Source organism: Mycobacterium kyogaense (genome assembly GCF_003254575.1).
GTDB classification, from domain to species: Bacteria; Actinomycetota; Actinomycetes; order Mycobacteriales; family Mycobacteriaceae; genus Mycobacterium; species Mycobacterium kyogaense.
In genome coordinates this window covers 12,489-33,457 of sequence record NZ_QJUA01000049.1, presented here as the reverse complement: position 1 = coordinate 33,457, position 20,969 = coordinate 12,489, and the positions used below count along the sequence as shown (strand labels likewise).

General features: G+C 66.4%; 19 protein-coding genes and 1 pseudogene. 10 read left to right on the top strand and 10 right to left on the bottom strand.

Annotation, left to right across the window (positions count from 1 at the left end; translation table 11 throughout):
* The 4 genes and pseudogenes from DMB80_RS24310 to DMB80_RS24295 form a co-directional block, all read left to right on the top strand.
* Positions 1 to 272, top strand: a pseudogene (locus DMB80_RS24310) (FAD-dependent oxidoreductase); the annotation flags it as partial.
* Positions 273 to 298: 26 nt separating this feature from the next.
* Entirely contained in the window at positions 299 to 673 is a 375-nt protein-coding gene (locus DMB80_RS24305; RefSeq protein WP_111512202.1) for a DUF427 domain-containing protein, read from the top strand.
* Between the two features lie 3 nt (positions 674 to 676).
* On the top strand, positions 677 to 1,594 hold the full coding sequence (locus DMB80_RS24300) for a DNA-3-methyladenine glycosylase family protein (RefSeq protein WP_111512201.1): 918 nt from the start codon (positions 677 to 679) through the stop codon (positions 1,592 to 1,594).
* 70 nt (positions 1,595 to 1,664) lie between these two features.
* Positions 1,665 to 2,210, top strand: coding sequence for a Dps family protein (locus tag DMB80_RS24295; RefSeq protein WP_046363358.1), 546 nt, complete (start codon positions 1,665 to 1,667; stop codon positions 2,208 to 2,210).
* Positions 2,211 to 2,215: 5 nt separating this feature from the next.
* Here the strand turns inward: DMB80_RS24295 and aqpZ are convergent, their stop codons facing one another.
* Complete coding sequence (gene aqpZ, locus DMB80_RS24290) at positions 2,216 to 3,004, bottom strand: aquaporin Z (RefSeq protein WP_111512200.1); 789 nt, start codon at positions 3,002 to 3,004, stop codon at positions 2,216 to 2,218.
* A gap of 110 nt (positions 3,005 to 3,114) precedes the next feature.
* A complete protein-coding gene (locus DMB80_RS24285; protein ID WP_111512208.1) occupies positions 3,115 to 3,915 on the bottom strand; it encodes a PaaI family thioesterase in 801 nt (266 codons plus the stop codon).
* Positions 3,916 to 4,451: 536 nt separating this feature from the next.
* Here DMB80_RS24285 and gltB point away from each other — a divergent pair.
* The 3 genes from gltB (at position 4,452) to DMB80_RS24270 (ending at position 10,977) form a co-directional block, all read left to right on the top strand.
* Positions 4,452 to 9,035 carry a glutamate synthase large subunit gene (gltB, locus tag DMB80_RS24280; RefSeq protein WP_111512199.1) on the top strand — a complete coding sequence of 1,528 codons (4,584 nt, stop codon included), beginning with the start codon at positions 4,452 to 4,454 and terminating at the stop codon, positions 9,033 to 9,035.
* Entirely contained in the window at positions 9,028 to 10,494 is a 1,467-nt protein-coding gene (locus DMB80_RS24275; RefSeq protein WP_046363355.1) for a glutamate synthase subunit beta, read from the top strand. The genes gltB and DMB80_RS24275 overlap by 8 nt, the downstream gene beginning before the upstream one ends.
* A 333-nt stretch (positions 10,495 to 10,827) precedes the next feature.
* Positions 10,828 to 10,977, top strand: coding sequence for a hypothetical protein (locus DMB80_RS24270; RefSeq protein ID WP_157850931.1), 150 nt, complete (start codon positions 10,828 to 10,830; stop codon positions 10,975 to 10,977).
* A gap of 78 nt (positions 10,978 to 11,055) precedes the next feature.
* Here DMB80_RS24270 and DMB80_RS24265 read toward each other — a convergent pair whose 3' ends face one another.
* The gene (locus DMB80_RS24265; protein WP_111512198.1) at positions 11,056 to 11,910 is read right to left on the bottom strand and encodes a TIGR03560 family F420-dependent LLM class oxidoreductase; all 855 of its coding nucleotides are present in this window, start codon (positions 11,908 to 11,910) and stop codon (positions 11,056 to 11,058) included.
* Between the two features lie 71 nt (positions 11,911 to 11,981).
* On the opposite strand from DMB80_RS24265, the gene DMB80_RS24260 reads away from it, so the two are divergent.
* Complete coding sequence (locus tag DMB80_RS24260; protein ID WP_111512207.1) at positions 11,982 to 12,551, top strand: TIGR03086 family metal-binding protein; 570 nt, start codon at positions 11,982 to 11,984, stop codon at positions 12,549 to 12,551.
* On the opposite strand, the gene DMB80_RS28260 is transcribed toward DMB80_RS24260, so the two are convergent.
* The 4 genes from DMB80_RS28260 to DMB80_RS24240 form a co-directional block, all read right to left on the bottom strand.
* Positions 12,548 to 13,786 carry a hypothetical protein gene (locus DMB80_RS28260; protein WP_162938688.1) on the bottom strand — a complete coding sequence of 413 codons (1,239 nt, stop codon included), beginning with the start codon at positions 13,784 to 13,786 and terminating at the stop codon, positions 12,548 to 12,550. The genes DMB80_RS24260 and DMB80_RS28260 overlap by 4 nt on opposite strands.
* A 152-nt stretch (positions 13,787 to 13,938) precedes the next feature.
* Positions 13,939 to 14,418, bottom strand: a complete 480-nt coding sequence (locus DMB80_RS28715) for a hypothetical protein (protein ID WP_240431366.1) — start codon at positions 14,416 to 14,418, stop codon at positions 13,939 to 13,941.
* Positions 14,419 to 14,448: 30 nt separating this feature from the next.
* On the bottom strand, positions 14,449 to 14,772 hold the full coding sequence (locus DMB80_RS24245; protein ID WP_111512196.1) for an ESX-1 secretion-associated protein: 324 nt from the start codon (positions 14,770 to 14,772) through the stop codon (positions 14,449 to 14,451).
* The gene (locus tag DMB80_RS24240; RefSeq protein ID WP_162938687.1) at positions 14,765 to 16,012 is read right to left on the bottom strand and encodes an EspA/EspE family type VII secretion system effector; all 1,248 of its coding nucleotides are present in this window, start codon (positions 16,010 to 16,012) and stop codon (positions 14,765 to 14,767) included. The genes DMB80_RS24245 and DMB80_RS24240 overlap by 8 nt, the downstream gene beginning before the upstream one ends.
* Between DMB80_RS24240 and DMB80_RS24235 the strand changes: the two genes are divergently transcribed.
* Entirely contained in the window at positions 15,999 to 17,003 is a 1,005-nt protein-coding gene (locus tag DMB80_RS24235; protein WP_111512194.1) for a PHP domain-containing protein, read from the top strand. The two genes, DMB80_RS24240 and DMB80_RS24235, sit on opposite strands and share 14 nt — an antisense overlap.
* Positions 17,004 to 17,007: 4 nt before the next feature.
* On the opposite strand, the gene dinB is transcribed toward DMB80_RS24235, so the two are convergent.
* Both dinB and DMB80_RS24225 read right to left on the bottom strand, forming a co-directional pair.
* Positions 17,008 to 18,222: a DNA polymerase IV gene (dinB, locus tag DMB80_RS24230; RefSeq protein WP_111512193.1), complete on the bottom strand. Its 1,215-nt coding sequence runs from the start codon at positions 18,220 to 18,222 to the stop codon at positions 17,008 to 17,010.
* A gap of 48 nt (positions 18,223 to 18,270) precedes the next feature.
* Positions 18,271 to 18,912 (bottom strand): TetR/AcrR family transcriptional regulator, encoded by a 642-nt coding sequence (locus DMB80_RS24225; RefSeq protein ID WP_240431365.1) that lies wholly within the window; start codon positions 18,910 to 18,912, stop codon positions 18,271 to 18,273.
* A 75-nt stretch (positions 18,913 to 18,987) separates the two neighbouring features.
* On the opposite strand from DMB80_RS24225, the gene DMB80_RS24220 reads away from it, so the two are divergent.
* Positions 18,988 to 20,463: a flavin-containing monooxygenase gene (locus DMB80_RS24220; protein ID WP_111512191.1), complete on the top strand. Its 1,476-nt coding sequence runs from the start codon at positions 18,988 to 18,990 to the stop codon at positions 20,461 to 20,463.
* Here DMB80_RS24220 and rraA read toward each other — a convergent pair whose 3' ends face one another.
* The gene (gene rraA / locus DMB80_RS24215) at positions 20,464 to 20,955 is read right to left on the bottom strand and encodes a ribonuclease E activity regulator RraA (protein ID WP_111512190.1); all 492 of its coding nucleotides are present in this window, start codon (positions 20,953 to 20,955) and stop codon (positions 20,464 to 20,466) included.
* Positions 20,956 to 20,969: the final 14 nt, after the last annotated feature.

Sequence of the window (20,969 nt, the reverse complement as noted above, 5' to 3'; positions counted from 1 at the left end):
GGGCGGGTGGCTACGTGGGCCACGGCGTCACCGCGACCAACCTGGCCGGCCGCACACTGGTCGATCTGGTGCTCGGCCGCGCCACGCCGCTGACCGAGCTGCCCTGGGTGGGTCACCGGTCGGCGCAGTGGGAGCCCGAACCGCTGCGGTGGCTCGGGGTGCGGGGCATGTACCTGGCGTACAAGGCCGCCGATTGGCACGAGGCGCGGGGCCGCGCCACGACGTCACCGATCGCCGTCGTGGCGGACAAGATCGCCGGCCGGCCGCACTGATCGGCCCCGAGGCGTTCAATGGAGTGATGACCGACCGCCCTGTGCTCGAACCGACGAGCGAACACCCGATCACCGTGACGCCGACCGGACGCCGAGTCGTCGTCCGCGTCGGCGGAGAGGTGATCGCCGACACCCGTGACGCGCTGACGCTGCAAGAATCCAATTACCCAGCGGTGCAGTACATTCCGATGTCAGACGTAGTGGCCGATCGCCTTCGGCGCAGTGACACCAGCACCTACTGCCCGTTCAAGGGTGACGCCGGCTACTACGACGTCAGAACCGGGACCGAGACCGTCGCCGACGCGGTGTGGACCTATGCGGAGCCCTACCCCGCGGTCGCCGAGATCGCCGGGCACGTCGCGTTCTACCCGAACAAGGCCGACATCGCGGTGGAGCCCTAGCGGATGCCGGAGAGCCGGACCGCCAGTGTCACGTTCCCCGGACCCGCGAGCCCGGCGCTGACACTGTCACCGCTGCGCCGCGGGCGGGCCGATCCGTGCTACCACGACGCCCCCGACGGCGCGATCTGGCGGACCAGCCTGCTGGCCAGTGGTGCGGTGACCGCACGGATCACGCGGGCCGCCGTCGACACCGTCGGGTGCGAAGCGTGGGGGCCCGGCGCCGCGGAGTTCACGGACGCATTGCCCGCCCTGCTCGGCGCCGACGACGACGTGCGTGGGTTCGACCCGCAGGAACCGACCATCGCGCGCGCCCACCAACGCGTGCCGCACCTGCGACTGGGCCGGACGGGACGCGTGCTCGAGGCGCTCGTGCCGGCCATCCTGGAACAGCGGGTGTACGGCAAGGACGCCCGGCGCGCATGGCGCCAGCTGGTGACCAAGTACGGCGCCCCGGCCCCCGGCCCAGCGCCTGCACACATGCGTGTGCCGCCCTCGGCCGAGGTGTGGCGGCGCGTGCCGTCCTGGGACTTCCACCTCGCCAATGTCGATCCCGGCCGGGCCCGGACGGTGATCGGATGTGTGCAGCGCGCCGATGCCCTCGAACGGTTGGTCCAGCGGTCGTGCGAAGCGGCGCGCACCGCGATGATGTCGCTGCCCGGGGTGGGCGTGTGGACGGCGGCCGAAGTGGCCCAGCGGGCTTTCGGCGACGCCGACGCCCTGTCGATCGGGGACTATCACTTGTCGACGATGGTGGGCTGGAGTCTGCTCGGCCATCCGATCGACGACGACGAGATGGTGGTGCTGCTCGCGCCTCTGTCGCCGCACCGGCAACGGGCCGTCCGATTGCTGGAAGCCAGTGGGCTCGCGGTGAATCCGCGCTTCGGGCCGCGGGCGGCCATCCCGAATCTTGCTGAACTGTGACGTCGAGCGCAGACGATTATCGCGCCGACGGCCCGGGTACACGGGGCGGGACATACGAAGGAGCTGTTACATGACTACGTTCACCGTGCCTGGACTGTCCGACAAGGCGGGCGCCGAGGTCGCAGAGTTGCTGCAGAAGGCGTTGAGCCGTTACAACGATCTGCACCTGACCCTCAAGCACGTGCACTGGAATGTGGTGGGCCCCAACTTCATCGGGGTTCACGAGATGATCGACCCGCAGGTCGATCTGGTGCGCGGATACGCCGACGAGGTCGCCGAGCGCATCGCCGCTCTCGGGGCGTCGCCGCAGGGCACCCCCGGGGCCATCCAGAAGGACCGCACCTGGGACGACTACTCGGTGGGTCGCGACACGGTGCAGGCGCACCTGGCTGCCCTCGACCTGGTCTACACCGGCGTCATCGAGGACACGCGCAAGAGCATCGAGCGGTCCGGAGAGCTCGACCCGGTCACCGAGGACATGCTGATCGGCCACGCCGGCGAACTGGAGAAGTTCCAGTGGTTCGTCCGGGCGCACCTGGAGAACTCCGGCGGTCAGCTGGCCACTGAGGGCAAGAAGACCGAGAAGGACGCCGCGGACGCCGCCAAGAGCGCCTGATCGCCTCAGTTTCCCCCGTGATCTGGGGTGCCGCCGGGGAGCGCGTCGTCGCGGACAGGGCGATCGGCGAGTTCCTCGGCGGTACCGAACAGATACGGATAGGCGATACCGGCGACCGCTGCGCCGATGAGCGGCGCCACCCAGAACACCCAGAGCTGCGCCGGTGCGCCGTCACCGTTGAAGAACGCCACACCGGTCGATCTCGCGGGATTCACCGAGGTGTTGGAAATCGGGATCGAAATCAGGTGGATCAGCGTCAACGTCAGCCCGATGGAGAGGCCGGCGAAGCCCTTCGGTGCACGATCGTCGGTGGACCCGAGGATCACCAACAAGAAGATGAACGTCAGCAGCACCTCGGCGATGATCACCGCCACCAGTGAATATCCCCCCGGTGAATGCGTGCCGTAGCCATTGGCCGCCATGCTGCCCGTCGCGGTGAAACCGTCGCGGCCCTTGGCGATCACATAGATCACGGCGCCCGCGACCAGCCCGGCGATCACCTGCGTGACCCAATAGCCGGGTACGGCCTTCCATTCGACGCGTTTCGCCAACGCGGCGCCGAGGGTGACCGCTGGGTTGAAGTGTCCGCCCGAGATCGTTCCGAACGCGTAGACACCGGTCAGCACCGTCAGGCCGAAGGCCAGTGAGACGCCGACGAACCCGATTCCGAGCGACACACCGTCTCCGGCGAGGAATTTGGCGGCGAAGACCGCGCTGCCGCAGCCGCCGAACACCAACCAGAACGTCCCGATGAATTCGGCTGCGAGCCGATGCAGCATCGTCGGTGAGCGCATCGCGGACCCCTCTTTCCATTGATGTGGGCTCCACGGTGACACGACCGCGGCGTCCTCGGCGCACGCCGTATCCGAACCGTTGCGCTATGGAAACGAAGGTTTCATCAAGATCAGCGGTAGGCGGTCAACCGCCCCACCAGGGCCGGGCGGCCGTCTGACCCGACTGCGACGACGTCCGCTGTGGCGGTGCGCCTGCCCATCCGAACGGGTGTCGCGCCGTAATGCGCGCCGGCACCGCCGTGCATCGGACGGAAGAAGTTGACCCGCAGCGAACCGGTGACGAACTCGGCGCCGGGACCACTGTTCAGCGCCGCCGAGCCGACGAGTTCGAGCCCCATCGAGGACACCCCGCCGTGGACCGCCCCCACGCCGTTGTACACGGCGCGATCGTCGCGTTGGACCAACACGGCCGCCGCACCGCCGGTCTCGCCGACCTCGACGGCCATCCGATCCGCGAGCGTCGGCTCGACCACCGGCGCATCCGCGTCGTCGGGCCACGTGACGAGTTCGGCCGGTGCGGGGATGTAGAAGGACCGGACGGTCGCCGTCGCGATCGCGATGCCGTCGACCGACAGCTCGCAGAGCGCCAACGCGGTGTTGCCCTTGGGCCCCATGGCGCGTGCGACGCCCAGCACCGGTCGATCGGGCGCAGCCGCGATCACCTCGAGCGCCCCCGGCGCCACCTCCAGCGCCAGCTCACTGGACACCGTCCACTCGTCCGTCCCGCGCCGGACGTGATTGGCCGCGCCGGCGACATGGTCGACCAGCATCGCCAGCGGCGCGATGGTGGGCAACCCGGTGAGTGGATTGACCAGACCGTCGGTCGGAACGGTCGCTGTCGCCAGGTCGGGATCGCGGTCATCGGTCTCGATCCCGAAGCGTCCGAGCGGATGATTCAGTGGAAAGCGCACCCGACCAGCCTGACGGTCGGCGTACGCCATCGCAGTGGTGGGGCTACTTCGCCTCGAATAGCGTTGCCGTGGTTGAGGATTCGTTGCACCAGACGGGCATGTTCGCTTTCAGTCGGGCGGCCTGACGCTCGGAGGGCAACTCTAAGAATCTCGCCAGGCTTCTAGCAAATGTCGCCAACCTGCAAATGGCACGTCAGGGGGAGGGGTGGCGGCTGTGGCAAATGATGGCCTGGGAACCCGCCAAGGTGTGACGCGGCTCTCATTTGCGGGGGTCGATCGTTGTCGGGGTGAAAGACCGTCCATGGCAACGTTATTCGTCTGTGATCTTGTGGCGGGTGGCGAGATGTGGACTTCGGCCGGACCGATGTGGTTAGGGTCCACTAAGTTGGCATGTCAGGGGCCCTTTGTCATATCGTTTTGAGCACTTGTGGCGCGTGGAAAAAGGGCCGGCGTTCAGTGCTGCACGAAGGCCCCTCCGCCGCCGCCCCGGCTAACGTTCTCGCGCCGAGGTGTCTGAAGAAATAAGGTAGGTGGGAATGGCGCCCAGTCCTCAGGGCCTGTACAACCCCGCATTCGAACACGATGCGTGTGGCGTGGCCATGGTGGCGGATATGCACGGCCGCCGCAGCCGCGACATCGTCGAAAAGGCCATCACGGCGCTGCTCAACCTCGAACACCGCGGCGCCCAGGGCGCCGAGCCGAACACCGGTGACGGTGCCGGCATCCTGCTGCAGGTACCTCACGAGTACTTCCAGGCGGTCGTCGATTTCGACCTGCCGGAGCCCGGGAGCTACGCCACCGGCATCGCGTTCCTGCCGCAGTCGTCCAAGGATGCCGCGACGGCCTGCGAAGCCGTCGGCAAGATCGCCGAGGCCGAGGGCCTGAAGGTGCTGGGCTGGCGGAACGTACCCACCGACGAATCCTCCCTGGGTGCGCTGGCCCGCGACGCCATGCCGACCTTCCGCCAGGTGTTCCTCGCCGGCGCCACCGGAATGGACCTGGAACGTCGCGCCTACGTGGTGCGCAAACGCGCCGAGCACGAACTCGGCACCAAGGGCCCGGGCCAGGACGGCCCCGGCCGCGAGACCGTCTATTTCCCGAGCCTGTCCGGCCAGACCTTCGTCTACAAGGGCATGCTGACCACCCCGCAGCTCAAGGCGTTCTACCTGGACCTGCAGGACGAGCGCCTCACCAGTGCCCTCGGCATCGTGCACTCCCGGTTCTCGACGAACACGTTCCCGTCGTGGCCGCTGGCGCACCCGTTCCGGCGCGTCGCCCACAACGGCGAGATCAACACCGTCACCGGCAACGAGAACTGGATGCGCGCCCGCGAAGCGCTGATCAACACCGACGTGTTCGGCTCGGGCCAGGACCTGGACAAGATCGTTCCCGTCTGTACCCCTGGCGCGTCCGACACCGCCCGCTTCGACGAGGTGCTCGAGCTGCTGCACCTGGGCGGCCGCAGCCTGCCGCACGCGGTGCTGATGATGATCCCGGAGGCCTGGGAGCGTCACGAGTCGATGGACCCGGCCCGCCGGGCGTTCTACCAGTACCACGCCTCGCTGATGGAACCCTGGGACGGCCCCGCGGCGGTCTGCTTCACCGACGGCACCGTGATCGGTGCGGTCCTGGACCGCAACGGACTGCGTCCGTCGCGGATCTGGGTGACCAGCGACGGGCTCGTCGTGATGGCGTCCGAAGCCGGCGTCCTCGACGTCGACCCCGCCACCGTCGTACAGAAGATGCGTCTGCAGCCCGGCCGCATGTTCCTCGTCGACACCGCGCAGGGCCGCATCGTCGACGACGAAGAGATCAAGGCCGAGCTGGCCGCCGAGCAGCCGTACCAGGAATGGCTCGACGCCGGCCTGTTCCAGCTCGAGGAGCTGCCGCCCGGCGACTACGTGCGGATGCCGCACCACCGCGTGGTGCTGCGCCAGCAGATCTTCGGCTACACCTACGAAGAGCTCAACATGCTGGTCGCGCCGATGGCCCGCACCGGCGCCGAAGCGCTCGGATCGATGGGCACCGACACGCCCATCGCGGTGCTCTCCTCGCGGCCTCGCGTGCTGTTCGACTACTTCCAGCAACTGTTCGCGCAGGTCACCAACCCGCCGTTGGACGCCATCCGGGAAGAGGTGGTCACCAGCCTCGCGGGCACAGTCGGGCCCGAGGGCGACCTGCTCAATCCCGACGCCGAGTCGTGCCGTCAGATCGCGCTGTCGCAGCCGATCCTGCGCAACGCCGAGCTGTCCAAGCTGATCTGCGTCGACCCCGACCACGAGATCCGCGGCCACAAGCACGGCATGCGCGCCGCGGTGATCCGCTGCCTCTACCCGGTCAACCGGGGCGGCCGCGGGCTCAAGGAAGCACTGGACAACGTCCGCGCCAAGGTGTCGGCCGCGATCCGCGACGGCGCGCGCATCATCGTGCTCTCCGACCGAGAGTCCAACGAGCAGATGGCGCCGATCCCGTCGCTGCTGTCCGTCGCCGCGGTGCACCACCACCTCGTCCGCGACCGGACCCGCACCAAGGTGGGTCTCGTCGTCGAAGCCGGCGACGCCCGCGAAGTGCACCACATGGCATGCCTGGTGGGCTTCGGCGCCGCCGCGATCAACCCCTACATGGCTTTCGAGTCGATCGAGGACATGGTCGACCGCGGTGTCATCAGCGGCATCAGCAGTGACCAGGCGAAGGCCAACTACGTCAAGGCCGCCGGCAAGGGCGTGCTCAAGGTGATGTCGAAGATGGGCATCTCCACCCTGGCGTCCTACACCGGAGCGCAGCTGTTCCAGGCCATCGGCATCAGCGAGAAGCTGCTCGACGAGTACTTCACCGGGCTGTCCTGTCCGGTCGGGGGCATCGATCTCGACGACATCGCGGCCGACGTCTCCGCGCGTCATTCCCTGGCGTACCTGGACCGCCCCGACGAGTGGGCGCACCGCGAACTCGAAGTGGGCGGCGAGTACCAGTGGCGCCGCGAAGGTGAGTACCACCTGTTCAACCCGGACACGGTGTTCAAGCTCCAACACTCCACGCGCACCGGTCAGTACGAGGTGTTCAAGGAGTACACCAAGCTGGTCGACGACCAGAGCGAGCGGATGGCCTCGCTGCGCGGTCTGCTGAAATTCCGTGCGGGTCAGCGTCCCTCGATCCCGGTGGACGAGGTCGAGCCGGCCAGCGAGATCGTCAAGCGGTTCTCCACCGGCGCGATGAGCTACGGCTCCATCTCGGCCGAGGCACACGAGACGCTCGCGATCGCGATGAACCGGCTCGGTGGCCGGTCCAACTCGGGTGAGGGTGGCGAAGCCACCGCGCGCTTCGACCGCGACGAGAACGGCGACTGGCGGCGCAGCGCGATCAAGCAGGTCGCCTCGGGTCGCTTCGGCGTCACCTCGCACTACCTGAGCAACTGCACCGATATCCAGATCAAGATGGCCCAGGGTGCGAAACCCGGTGAGGGCGGCCAACTTCCGGGGCACAAGGTGTACCCGTGGGTGGCCGAGGTGCGGCACTCCACGCCCGGCGTGGGATTGATCTCGCCGCCGCCGCACCACGACATCTACTCGATCGAGGATCTCGCACAGCTGATCCACGATCTGAAGAACGCGAATCCGCAGGCGCGGGTGCACGTGAAGCTGGTGTCCGAGAACGGCGTCGGAACCGTCGCCGCAGGCGTGTCGAAGGCGCATGCCGACGTGGTGCTGATCTCCGGCCACGACGGCGGCACCGGCGCGACCCCGCTGACATCGATGAAGCACGCGGGCGCCCCGTGGGAACTGGGCCTGGCCGAGACGCAGCAGACCCTGCTGCTCAACGGACTTCGTGACCGCATCGTGGTCCAGGTCGACGGACAGCTCAAGACGGGCCGCGATGTGGTGATCGCGGCGCTGCTCGGCGCCGAGGAGTTCGGCTTCGCCACCGCACCGCTGGTGGTCTCGGGCTGCATCATGATGCGGGTCTGCCACCTGGACACCTGCCCTGTCGGGGTGGCCACCCAGAATCCGCTGCTGCGTCAGCGGTTCAACGGCAAGCCCGAATTCGTCGAGAACTTCTTCATGTTCATCGCCGAAGAGGTCCGGGAACTTATGGCACAGTTGGGTTTCCGGACGGTCAACGAGATGGTCGGCCAGGTCGGCGCACTCGACACGGCCAAGGCCGCCGAGCACTGGAAGGCGCACAAACTCGATCTGACTCCGGTCCTGCACGAACCCGACTCGGCGTTCATGAACCAGGATCTGTACTGCAGCTCACGGCAGGACCACGGGCTGGACAAGGCGCTCGATCAGCAGCTGATCGTGCAGTGCCGGGAAGCTCTCGACGGCTCCGCGCCGGTGCGCTTCTCGACCACGATCGCCAACGTCAACCGCACCGTCGGCACCATGCTCGGCCACGAGGTGACCAAGGCGTACGGGGGACAGGGTCTGCCGGACGGCACGATCGACATCACGTTCAAGGGCTCGGCGGGCAACAGCTTCGGCGCCTTCGTCCCGAAGGGCATCACGCTGCGTGTCTACGGCGACGCCAACGACTATGTCGGCAAGGGCCTTTCCGGTGGCCGCATCGTGGTGCGCCCACCGGAGAACGCGCCGGCGGGTTATGTCGCCGAAGACAACATCATCGCCGGCAACGTGGTGCTGTTCGGCGCCACCAGCGGGCAGATGTTCCTGCGCGGTCAGGTGGGTGAACGGTTCGCAGTGCGAAACTCCGGCGCCCACGCCGTCGTCGAAGGCGTCGGTGACCACGGCTGCGAGTACATGACCGGCGGACGGGTCGTCATCCTCGGCCCCACCGGCCGCAACTTCGCGGCAGGTATGTCCGGCGGCGTCGGCTACGTCTACGACCCCGGTAACGTTCTCGCCGACAACCTCAACGGCGACATGGTGTCGCTGGAGAGCCTCGACGACGAGGACACCGAGTTCCTGCGCGACATCGTCGCCGCGCACGTCGACGCCACCGATTCGGCCGTCGGACAACGGATTCTGGCCGATTGGGACACCCAGTCCGGTTACTTCACCAAGGTGATGCCTCGCGATTACAAGCGCGTGTTGCAGGCCATCGCCGATGCGGAACGCAATGGAGACGATGTGAACGAGGCGATCATGGCGGCTGCAAGTGGCTGATCCGCGCGGTTTCATGAAATACACGCAGCGGGAGACCCCGCAGCGTCGCCCCGTCGATCTGCGCCTGCGGGACTGGAAAGAGGTCTACGAGGATTTCCCTCCCGACCATCTGCAGATCCAGGCCTCGCGCTGCATGGACTGCGGTATCCCGTTCTGCCACAACGGCTGCCCGCTGGGCAACCTGATCCCGGAATGGAACGACCTGGTCCGCACCGACCGGTGGCGCGAAGCGATCGAGCGGTTGCACGCCACCAACAACTTCCCGGAGTTCACCGGGCGGTTGTGCCCGGCGCCGTGTGAGGGCTCGTGCGTGCTCGGCATCAACCAGGATCCGGTGACCATCAAGCAGGTCGAGGTCGAGATCATCGACAGGGCCTTCGACGAGGGCTGGGTGGTGCCGCTTCCGCCGGATCGAAAGACGGGCAAGAAGGTGGCCGTCGTCGGCTCGGGTCCGGCGGGACTGGCTGCGGCGCAACAGCTCACGCGCGCCGGCCACGACGTCACGGTCTTCGAACGCGATGACCGCATCGGTGGCCTGCTGCGGTACGGCATCCCCGAGTTCAAGATGGAGAAGCGCCATATCGACCGGCGCCTCGAGCAGATGGAAGCCGAGGGCACGCAGTTCCGCACCGGCGTGAACGTCGGCGTCGACATCACTGCGGCACAACTGCGTTCGCAGTTCGACGCCGTGGTACTGGCCGGCGGAGCGACCGCGCGGCGCGATCTGCCGATCCCCGGGCGTGAACTCGACGGCATCCACCAGGCGATGGAGTACCTGCCCTGGGCCAACCGCGTGCAGCTCGGCGATCCCGTCGTCGACGACGACAACCAGCCGCCGATCACGGCCAAGGGTAAGAAGGTCGTCATCATCGGTGGCGGTGACACCGGCGCCGACTGTCTGGGCACCGCGCACCGCCAGGGCGCCGAGCACGTGCACCAGTTCGAGATCATGCCGCGGCCGCCGGAGACCCGCGCCGATTCGACGCCGTGGCCGACGTACCCGCTGGTGTACCGGGTCACCTCCGCGCACGAAGAGGGCGGCGAGCGCGTGTACTCGGTCAACACCGAGGAGTTCTTCGGCGAAGACGGCCGGGTGACGGGCCTGCGCGGCTACGAGGTCGAGATGAAGGCCGGCAAGTTCGAGAAGGTCGAGGGCAGCGACTTCGAGATGGCTGCTGATCTGGTGCTGCTGGCGATGGGCTTCACCGGTCCTGAGCGCGAAGGCCTTCTGGCCGATCTCAAGGTCGAGATCAGCGAGCGCGGCAACGTGGGGCGCGACGCGAAGTTCGCCACCTCTGTGCCCGGCGTGTACGTCGCCGGCGACATGGGCCGGGGCCAGTCCCTGATCGTGTGGGCGATTGCCGAGGGTCGCGCGGCGGCCTCCGCGGTCGACACGTACCTGATGGGGCACACGGCCCTGCCGGCGCCCATCAAGCCGACCGCGGTCCCGCAGCGGTAGTTCAGCACACCGGGGTGACGTCGAACCCCGGTCCACACCGCGAGATCACGCTCGCGGATGCCGTCGTCGTGTTACGGCACGCCGTGGTTTCTCGCGAGAGTGTACGGACGGTCGTGGATGCATCGGTTTCGCAACCGTCCGTGCACGCTCGGTACACGAGACGGTCAAAGAACGGTGTCGGCGTGTTAACACCAGCCACATCAGTCACACCAGAAACAGCATATTTTTGTTCGGCGTGCCTTCCGGTGTTTGCCAACGGTCAGGTATCTAATGACTTGGTGAGGGCGCTGCGGTAACGTGGCTCCCCGGTTCAGCTATACGTACACCGCAGGAGTGATCACCGTGTCCATCAACCCGGTTACCCGCACTCGGATCAGTCGTATTACCTGGTCACTGTTCCGTCACCACGTCAAAAGCCGCGAGTTTCCGGCCAAAGCCGAACGCCTGATCACCCCAGACGAACTCGTCCGGTACGGCTTCTAGCGAATTTTGTCGCACCCGTCGATATGCAGACGGGCAGCGAGCGCCGCAACGTAGCCTTCCGTTACCGAATCGTGATCGTCACTGATCTTTGCTGAGCAGACCTGAGTCGCGGATCGCCTCGGCGAGCGGCTCGAGTACCGCGGGGTCATAGGGCGGCGGCAGGTAGATGATCGCCAGATCGAGGCCTTCGGCGCCCAGAGCGATGCAGTCCTCGATGAGCTTGCGATAGTTCTGCTCCTCCAGCCGCACGTGCGACGAGAGCATGATCTCCTTGGGGTCGCGCCCCACGTCGGCGCAATGCCGCTTCAACACATCCCGCTTGCGGGCGAACTCCTCCGGCGTGCCGCCCACGTAGTTCCAGTGGTCGGCGTACTGAGCGGTGATGCGTAGGGTGCGTTTCTCGCCATTGCCGCCGATGCAGATCGGCGGATGCGGCTGCTGCGGGCCCTTCGGCTCGTTGCGGGCGTCCTTGAGCTGATAAAACTGCCCGTCGAAGGTGGTGGTCTCCTGAGTCAGGAGACCCTTGAGCACCTGGCAGGCCTCCTCGAAGCGGTCGAACCGTTCCTTGATGCTGCCCAGTTCGATGCCGTAGGCGCCGGACTCCTCCTCGTTCCACCCGGCGCCGATGCCGAGTTCGAGCCGGCCGTTGGACACGATGTCCAGAGCAGAAGCCATGTTGGCGAGGACGGCCGGATGACGGTAGTGGATGCCGGTGACGAGCACGCCGACACGCAACCGGGTGGTCGCCTGCGCCAGGGCGGTCAGCGTGATCCACCCCTCCAGGCAGGGGCCGGAGGAGTCGGAGAAGATCGGATAGAAGTGATCGAAGGTCCAGCCGGATTCGAAGACGTCGATATCGTCGGCGGCCTGCCAGACGGCGAGCATGTCCGACCAGGTGGTGTTCTGCGGGGATGTCTTGAAGGCGAATCTCACTATGCCGACTCTAGGACGAAATCCTGGAGATGCGCCGATGAGTTCGGCAAATGACCCGAGTCAGCATGGACATGATCGATATGACCTCTGCATGTGCGGGCACCGCGGATCTCGTGCGGGCCGTCAGTGACGATGAGTTGGCGGGGCCCACACCCTGTTCGGAGATGAGCGTGGCGGCGTTGGTGTCGCACCTAGGCGGGCTGGCGGCGGCATTCACCGCGGCGGCCGCCAAGGAGTTCTGCGAGCTGACCGACACCCCGCCGGAGGTGAGCGACCAGCTCGACGACGGTTGGCGGGCGTCGTATCCGGAGCGGCTGACGGCGATGGCCGGGGCGTGGAACGACCCAGCGGCGTGGGAGGGGATGTCGCGCGCCGGCGGGGTGGACTTTCCTGCCGATGTCGGGGGCCGGATCGCGCTGACCGAGGTGGTGGTGCACGGCTGGGACCTGGCCCGTGCGACCGGCCGACCCTATGCGGTGGACGACGACGTCCTGCGCGCGGTGCTGCCGCACGTGACGGAGTTCGCCTCCGGACCGCCGGTCGAGGGGCTCTTCGACGCGGCGGTCCCCGTGAAAAGCGATGCGCCACTGCTGGATCGGGTGATCGCGCTCACCGGACGAGACCCTGCCTGGACACGCTAGGGGGCGACGAGCGACATCAATTCCGTTCCGTCATCGGACAGTTGGATCAGTGTGGTGTTGATGCGCCAGAGATTGCGGGAGGATCCCGGCGCTGAGGTGTAAGACCATCTCTGCGTACACGTGGCAATGTCCACCCCGCGGGATTCGAGACCAATCGAGGGGCTGCCCGAGTTGAACACGGCTGTCTGACCGTCCGTTCCGACGTAGCCCGAGAGGTCCGTCTTGCACAACTTCCCCTTGTTGCCCGTGCGGAGGTCGTACTCCTGCCATTCATCCGCCCCGCTGTAGGACTTGTTGACAAACAGTCGCGATCCGATCATCAAGGCGCCCAGCCCTTTGTCGTATCCGGAGATGTCGGCAAGCGGCAAACCCTCTGCGCTGTACAGGAATGACTGACCGCGCGACGAAACGATCGGAAGGTTGTCGGTCGAGCTTTCGAGAAATCCTGTGGTATCAACCCGTCTGATCGGTTTGCCCGTGATATCGAAGAATGCGATGGCGTCCGGTAGTGGCGCGTTGGCGCGGGTACTGACCTCGAAGGCAAACCCGCCCGGGTAAACAGCGGCCGACTGTGTGTACAGCCCATCCTCCAATTCGGGTGGGACGACTTTGCCGTCTGCGGGCGAGAAAACCACCATGCGGTCAGAACCGGCGCCGCCGGTCGCTTGAATAGCCAACGGCTGAACGCTGAAGTCGGATGTCCCGGTGCCTGGGAGCGCGGCAGAACCATCACCAGGCACGAACCATGTGGTCTCCGCTTTGTCGCCGATCCCAAAAAGACCCCGATGCATTTCGCCGGCTACTGCGTAGATGCCGACTTGCTGCGCTCCGAGATGGCCTGTCGCAGTGGTGATATCGGTTGGTCCGTGATACTCCACAGTGCCGGATTGAGTATCGACGACCCATGCCGTTCGGGGTGATCCAGATGATAGGCACAACACCCGCACCGGTCCGTTGAGGAGACACTTCGGCGCAGCCGGCGATTCGATGGGAACCGCTGGAAACAAGCCATGCCCGTCGCGGACATCGATGCCAGCGAGCCACCATCGATAGTTGCCGTCTCCGGCACGCAACACGAAATAGGCGTTGTTGCCGACGTTCCCGACAAACGGCTGCGACCACAACGGGTCGGTATCGGTCGTGAACTGAGCAGTCGGTGTCGGCCCGCTTGAAGCATCGCTCGATAGGAGGTCTGCAGTCGTCGTGTGCCAGCCTGGTACCGGCTGGGTCTCCACAGCAGCCGATAGTCTCAGCTGCTCTGGGGGGAACCATTGCGGGCGGGATGCAGGCGTCCCCGGGGAATCGCGGTCGGATAACAACGAGGGGATTCCCGCACAGGCGATGACGCTCACAAGCACAACGGCAACGATCAGCCACAGGTGTGTTCTCATAGCGCCCCTGTGGTGGAACGGCCGGCGAAGGCCTCAGTTCGCCTGGCACTCAGCATCTCCGGTGCAGGGAGACCCAACTGCCGCCAGAGAACACTCGCCGATTCGGCCGGATCTCGTCCGAGAACTCTCAGGAGCCGTGCAAGGATTGCGTGTTGGGCTGCGAGAGCTTGTATTCGAGCGATCTCACATACCAGACTGATCTCAACGCTCAGCTCCGATTCAGTCATATGAACGACCTCGTGCGAGAGCTCAACCCGTAGAATCCGCCCACTCATGAGCGCCACGGCCGTGACGGTCCGTTCCGGGTTATGCGCGGTGAACAAGACCGTCTCGACGCTTTCATCGTCGCCAGCCGTATCGTGTCCGCCCTGTGCCGGTCGGTAAACGTCGAGTGCGTCCATCGAACTGTCGTCGGTCGGCTGAGCCGCCAGGTGGAACGCTGCCGAGAGATAGTCGTGGTCATAGGCGTCAGACATGGAGTGGTGTCCTGAGTAAGCTTCCGTCTCTCACACCCGGCATTCGTTACTGATCTTCTTGCCGGACAGATAGTCCACGCTCTGGTAGTTCTTGGATGCGTTCGAAAGCTTGTCTTGCAGCTCGTCAGATACCCGCTGGACGGTCTGTCCGGCGTTTACGCGCGCGGCGTCGATGTCAGCGAGAGCCAATCTCGTGGCGGTGCATATAGCGCCGTGGGTTGCTTCTACTGCACTGGCTGCGCCTCCCGCCGCGCGGTTGGCGCCGGTGAACTTTTCGACGGCTGTCTGCTGATGCTCGGCGAGCTTATCGATGTGTTCGGTCAGGACGCGGAGGTTGTCTTCTCGGTTACCCATCTAGGCTTCGCTTTTCGGTTCTAGTCGGCAGATTCGGCATCGGGACACGTGGGCGTGGCTGCGAGCTTGATGCCCCGCCTTCAGGTACCCCCGTAGGCCGGGGGATCGATTGCGGTGCTGGGCGAGAGAACGGACGACCTGTACTGCTCGACGGCGCGGGCGGACGCGGAGACGCTGCGCGCCCGGGGAGCGTGCCAGCCGGACTCCCTGCGCCTGGGGATGTGGGTGCCGGCCCGCCGTAGGGCGTCGCTGGCGGGCCCTGGTAGGGGACCTCAGGTTCCGGCACAGTGTAGTCGTCGGCTTTTCCGATGCGACTCGGCAGCCTTCCGTGATCTTCGGCTTGCGTGATGATTCCTGCCTCACACCCCTCGGGCCCGCCGGACTTGTCGGATTTTGCGTCCTCGTAGTAGTGCAGATTCGAGCGAAGGCGGCTCGCGTTCTCGAGCGAGTTCTTCGCAAGTACGGCGACCGACGCGCTGGTTGTTGCCAAAGCGGCTGAGGCGGCCGCTAGATCACCCGCAATCTTTCCTGGGACGAGCGGTGGGATGAACATCATCCATGACGTCGCCAAACCGAAGTCGTATAGCTGCTGCGATGCATCATCGAGGCATCGCCGCGTGCGCTGAACTTGACCCGCCTCCGTCGCGATGATGTCAGCTACAGCCTCGTCTGCCACGCTCATCGCTGAGGTGATCCGGCGGTGGGTGGCGTTCGTCCCGGCGTAAGCCTCCGCGGCGGCGCCATCCCACCGGTCGTCCTTCGGCGCGGCATCGATGAGCGTCTCCACGGTGTCTTCCAGCCGACGCGCGGAGTCTCGATACCCGTTGCCCTCGTCGGGGTCGCCCGATCCGGTCAGCGCCTTCTGGCCTTCGATGGCCAGCTGCGCGGCGGCCAGGATCTTCGAATCGGCCAGCTTCGCGGCCGGGCCCAGGTACCTCTTGGGCACCTCACCCAGGCTGACCCCGAGCCCCTCGACACCGTCGAGGATTCCCACGACGTCGCCGATGAGGTTCCGGCCGTCGGTGGTCGCCCCGTGCACGTCACCGCTGAGCAGATTGACGACGAAGCTAGGTGCGTCCGTCACGCCGCTACGTATCCCGTCGCCGATCTGGAACAGATCCTCGAACAGCCCCACCACACCCCCTTCCGTCGGAGAAAACACTAACAACCGGCGAAGAAGGGTCTTGACACGAATTTCTCGACCGGTATCCGGGCACACTGGAGGCATGGATCCGGTCATCGCCCTGCGCCAGATCGCCTATTACAAGGACCGCGCCCGCGACGATCCGCGGCGAGTGATGGCCTACCGCAACGCCGCCGATGTCGTCGAAGCGCTCACCGACGCCCAGCGCGAGAAGCACGGCGCGGCCAACAGCTGGCAGTCGCTGCCCCGCATCGGTCCCAAGACGGCGAAGGTCATCGCCCAGGCGTGGGCTGGGCAGGAACCCGACGTGCTGGTCGAGTTGCGGGAATCTGCACAGGATCTCGGCGGCGGTGAGATCCGTGCGGCGCTACGCGGCGATCTGCACGTGCACTCGAACTGGTCCGACGGGTCGGCGCCCATCGAGGAGATGATGCTGGCCGCCCGCGATCTGGGACACGAGTACTGCGCTCTGACCGACCATTCGCCACGCCTCAAGATCGCCAACGGGCTCTCGCCCGACCGACTCCGCCAACAGCTCGACGTCATCGACGAGATCCGCGAAAGTGTCGCTCCCATGCGCATTCTCAGTGGTATCGAGGTCGACATCCTCGAGGACGGCTCACTCGATCAGGAACCCGAGCTGCTCGAACGGCTCGACGTGGTCGTGGCGAGCGTGCACTCCAAACTCGCGATGGATGCCCCTGCGATGACCCGCCGCATGATCAAGGCCGTCACCAACCCACACGCCGACATCCTCGGGCACTGCACCGGCCGGCTGGTCACCGGTGGACGGGGGATGCGGCCCGAAAGCAGCTTCGACGCCGAGGCCGTTTTCACGGCCTGCCGAGACGCCGGCACCGCGGTCGAGATCAACTCGCGTCCGGAGCGCCGCGACCCGCCCACCCGGCTGCTCACCCTCGCGATGGACATCGGCTGCGTGTTCTCCATCGACACCGACTCCCACGCACCGGGGCAGCTCGACTTCCTGGGGTACGGCGCCCAGCGTGCCCTCGACGCAGGACTGGCCGCCGAGCGCATCGTCAACACGTGGGATGCGGACTCTCTGCTCGAGTGGACTCGCGCCTGAGGTGTCAGTCGGGCAGCATCGGCATCTCCACACCCGTGTCCCGACCGACCAGCACGCCTCGGGTCACCGCCGCGTTGCCGTAGCGGCCCCGCACCCGGTCGATCGCCGCGTCGATGCTCGAGCTGTCGGCGGTGAGGTCGACATGTGAGAAGGGCAGTTCCATCTGCTGCGCACCGTCGCGATCGATGTTGCACACCGCGAACCCCACCAACGTCAGACCACGCTCCGCGATCAGTGGCGCCGCGGCCGCGACCAGCGTCCGCGCCGCCTGCAAGATCGCATCCGTCGATGCAGTGGCCAGCGGGAGTGTGTGTGACCGGGTCACTCGACCGAAGTCGTCGAATCGCAAGCGCAGCACCACCGTGCGGCCCGTTCGATCGGCGGCGCGCATCCGCCGCGTGATCCGATCGACCAGGTTGACGACGACCGCGTCCACGTCATCCGGCGACATCGAGTTGCCGGCGCGCCCCAGCGCGCGTTGAGCGCCCACGGAGCGGCGGCGCTGCCCCGTCACCACCCGGCGGCGATCCTGATTGTGCGCCAGCGCGAACAGTTGCCGCCCCATCGCGCCGCCGACCATCGACCGCAGCGTGGCCTCGTTCAATTCGGCGACATCCGCGACCGTCTCGATGCCGTGCTCGTGCAGTTTGGCCGCGGTCTTCGCACCGACGCCCCACAGCCTCCGCACCGGCAGCGGGTGGAGGAACGCGAGCTCACGATCGGGCGGCACCAGCAGCAGACCGTCGGGCTTGGCTTCCTGGCTGGCCACCTTGGCGAGGAACTTCGTACGCGCGACCCCGACGGTGATCGGCAGTCCGACTTCGTCGCGCACCCGCTCCCGTAGCCGGGCGCCGACCTGAACCGGCGTACCGGAGACCCGTCGCAACCCGGACACGTCGAGAAAGGCCTCGTCGATCGAGAGCGGTTCGACGGTCGGCGTCGTGTCCCGAAACACCTCGAACACGTCCTCGCTGGCCTTCGAATACGCCGACATGCGCGGTGGCACCACCACGGCCTGCGGGCACAGGGCCCGCGCCTGCCGCCCGCCCATCGCCGTGCGCACCCCGAACGCCTTCGCTTCGTAGCTGGCCGCCAACACCACGCCGGCGCCGACGATCACCGGCAGACCGCGCAGCGCGGGGTTGTCCCGCTGCTCGACCGACGCGTAGAACGAGTCGAGATCAGCGTGGAGGATGCTGGCTTCCCCGGACACGAACACATGTTCGCATCCAGCACCGACACAGGGACCGGTTCGGGGCCTGAAGTCTCAGGCCGAATCGCCGTAGATGCTGGTGGTCCAGACGTGCACGAGGTTGTCGAGCACCCGGTGGTCGGGGATTGCCGGCTGCTGCCCGGCGAACGTCGCCGCCATCACCGACTCGTTCATCAGGTTCAGCGCCGTGGCCAGTTCCACCGCGGGCACCGTCACCGGCGCCGCACCCGCGGCCCGTTCGGCCTCGATCACCGTCGCGGAATGGTCGATCCAGCGCTGCATGGATCGTGCCCACATCTCGCGCGCGGCCGAGTCCGTGGTGCGGACCCCGACCGTCGCTGCGCAGACGGCGCGGTGCGCCCCGAACGTGCGGACGAACACGTCGATACCGTGGCGCCAGAACGCCCGACGATCCGTGGGCCGGGCGGCGATGATCTCCGCCAGCGCGGCGTCGGCCTCGGCGATGACCCGCTCCAACAGCGTCAGCAGGACCGCATCCTTGGACGGAAAGTAGAAGTAAAAGGTGGGCCGCGAGATCCCGGCGCCCTTGGCGAGGTCGTCGACGGAGATCTCGGCCAAAGGGCGGTGCTCCAGCAGGCGCTCCGCGGTCTCCAGGATCGCGAGCTCACGGTCGTCACCGGACGGGCGCGAACCGCGCCGGCCGCGGCCGGTACGCGCATGGCTGGTGGTGGTCACTTCCTGCACTTTACACCCTGTTGATATTTTCGACGCACTGTTGACTCGCTCGACGCGGCGTTGAATACTCTGGACATGACCGAGTTCGTCGACGTCGTCATCGTGGGAGCCGGCATCTCCGGCATCAGCGCCGCCTGGCATGTGCAGGACCGCTGCCCCGGCACCAGCTACGTGATCCTCGAGCGGCGGGCCCACCTGGGCGGCACCTGGGACCTGTTCCAGTACCCCGGCATCCGATCCGATTCGGACATGTTCACGCTCGGCTTCCGGTTCAAGCCATGGACGTCGAACAAGGCCATCGCCGACGGCCCGTCGATCATGGCCTACCTCGAAGAAACAGTCGCTGAGTTCGGCATCGACAAGCATATCCGGTACGGGCACACCGTCACCGGCGCCGACTGGTCCGACGACGAGAGTCGCTGGACGGTGACCGTCGAGCGCGACGGTGAACTGGTCGAGATCTCCGCCCGCTACCTCATGGCCTGCAGTGGCTACTACAACTACGACCAGGGTTACGCTCCAGAATTTCCCGGCGCGGCCGACTTCACCGGACGGATCGTCCACCCTCAGCACTGGCCCGCCGATCTCGACTACGCGGGCAAACGCATCGTCGTGATCGGCAGCGGCGCCACCGCAGTCACTCTGATTCCGGCCCTTGCCAATTCGGGCGCCGGCCAGCTGACCATGCTGCAACGATCGCCCACGTTCATCGCCGCGCTGCCCGACGTCGACCCGTTCACCGTCGCGACCAACAAACGCCTGCCCGCCAAAGTCGCCTACGTGCTGAACCGGTGGAAGAGCATCCTCGCGCAATCCGCCCAGTACCAGATCGCCCGCCGCTTCCCCGACTTCTTCCGCAAGCAGCTCCTGACGATGGCCCGCCACCGGCTGCCCGAGGGGTTCGACGTGGACAAACACTTCAACCCTCGCTACAACCCGTGGGATGAGCGAGTGTGCTTGGCGCCCAACGGAGATCTGTTCAAGACCATTCGCGCGGGCAAGGCCGACATCGTCACCGACACCATCGAGCGCTTCACCGAGACGGGGATAGCGCTGTCCTCGGGGCAGCATCTCGACGCCGACATCATCGTCACGGCAACAGGATTGAACCTGCAGCTGTTCGGCGGTGCGACGATCTCACGCAACGGCGAACCGCTGGTGCTCAACGAGTCGATGGCCTACAAGGGCATGATGCTGACCAACATGCCGAACATGGCGTTCACGATCGGCTACACGAATGCGTCCTGGACTCTCAAGGCCGACCTGGTCTCCGAATTCTTCTGCCGTGTCATCAACTTCATGTCCCATAAGGGCTACGACACGGTCGAACCCCGCCACCCCGGCGCCAGTGTCGGCGAGGCGCCGCTGATGGACTTCACGCCGGGATACGTGTTGCGCGCTCTGGATTACCTGCCGAAGTCGGGCTCACGCACTCCGTGGCGCCTCAAGCAGAACTACCTGCTCGACCTGCAGCTGATCCGCCGCGGCAAGGTCGATGACACCGCCTTGGAGTTCACGAAACATCGTGCACCGGTGTCGAGTTCGGTGTGATCAGTCCGATTCGGTGACTTCGACGATGACGATGCCGTCGTCATCGCTGTAGGCGATGTCCCCGGGGGTGAACACGACCCCGCCGAACTCGACCGCCTCGTCGCGCACGCCCTCACCGGTCTTGGTGCTCTTACGCGGGTTGGTGCCCAGCGCCTTGATTCCGATGTCGAGGGTCCGCAGCGTGGAGGCGTCGCGCACTGCACCGTTGATGATCAGACCCGACCAGCCGCTGGCGCGGCCCAACTCGGCGATCACGTCGCCGACCAGCGCGGTGTGTACGGAGCCCGCACCGTCGATGACCAGCACCCCGCCGTCGCCGGGCTCCGACAACACCGACTTGAGGAGCGCGTTGTCCTGGAAGCAGCGCACCGTCGTGATCGGCCCGGCGAACTCAGCGCGCCCGCCGAACTGACGCATCTGCAGATCGCAGCTGCGCACATCGGGGCCGATCTCGTCGACCAGGTCAGCGGTGGGGCGCGGGGTCACAGTCACCGCGCCATTATGCC

What these genes read in the sequence shown, in the direction of transcription:
- DMB80_RS24305 (WP_111512202.1), top strand. Translation starts at nt 299, where the DNA reads ATGACCGACCGCCCTGTGCTCGAACCGACGAGCGAACACCCGATCACC.
- DMB80_RS24300 (WP_111512201.1), top strand. Translation starts at nt 677, where the DNA reads ATGCCGGAGAGCCGGACCGCCAGTGTCACGTTCCCCGGACCCGCGAGC.
- DMB80_RS24295 (WP_046363358.1), top strand. Translation starts at nt 1,665, where the DNA reads ATGACTACGTTCACCGTGCCTGGACTGTCCGACAAGGCGGGCGCCGAG.
- aqpZ (WP_111512200.1), bottom strand. Translation starts at nt 3,004, where the DNA reads ATGCGCTCACCGACGATGCTGCATCGGCTCGCAGCCGAATTCATCGGG.
- gltB (WP_111512199.1), top strand. Translation starts at nt 4,452, where the DNA reads ATGGCGCCCAGTCCTCAGGGCCTGTACAACCCCGCATTCGAACACGAT.
- DMB80_RS24260 (WP_111512207.1), top strand. Translation starts at nt 11,982, where the DNA reads ATGATCGATATGACCTCTGCATGTGCGGGCACCGCGGATCTCGTGCGG.
- DMB80_RS28715 (WP_240431366.1), bottom strand. Translation starts at nt 14,418, where the DNA reads ATGTCTGACGCCTATGACCACGACTATCTCTCGGCAGCGTTCCACCTG.
- DMB80_RS24245 (WP_111512196.1), bottom strand. Translation starts at nt 14,772, where the DNA reads ATGGGTAACCGAGAAGACAACCTCCGCGTCCTGACCGAACACATCGAT.
- DMB80_RS24235 (WP_111512194.1), top strand. Translation starts at nt 15,999, where the DNA reads ATGGATCCGGTCATCGCCCTGCGCCAGATCGCCTATTACAAGGACCGC.
- DMB80_RS24240 (WP_162938687.1), bottom strand. Translation starts at nt 16,012, where the DNA reads ATGACCGGATCCATGCCTCCAGTGTGCCCGGATACCGGTCGAGAAATT.
- DMB80_RS24220 (WP_111512191.1), top strand. Translation starts at nt 18,988, where the DNA reads ATGACCGAGTTCGTCGACGTCGTCATCGTGGGAGCCGGCATCTCCGGC.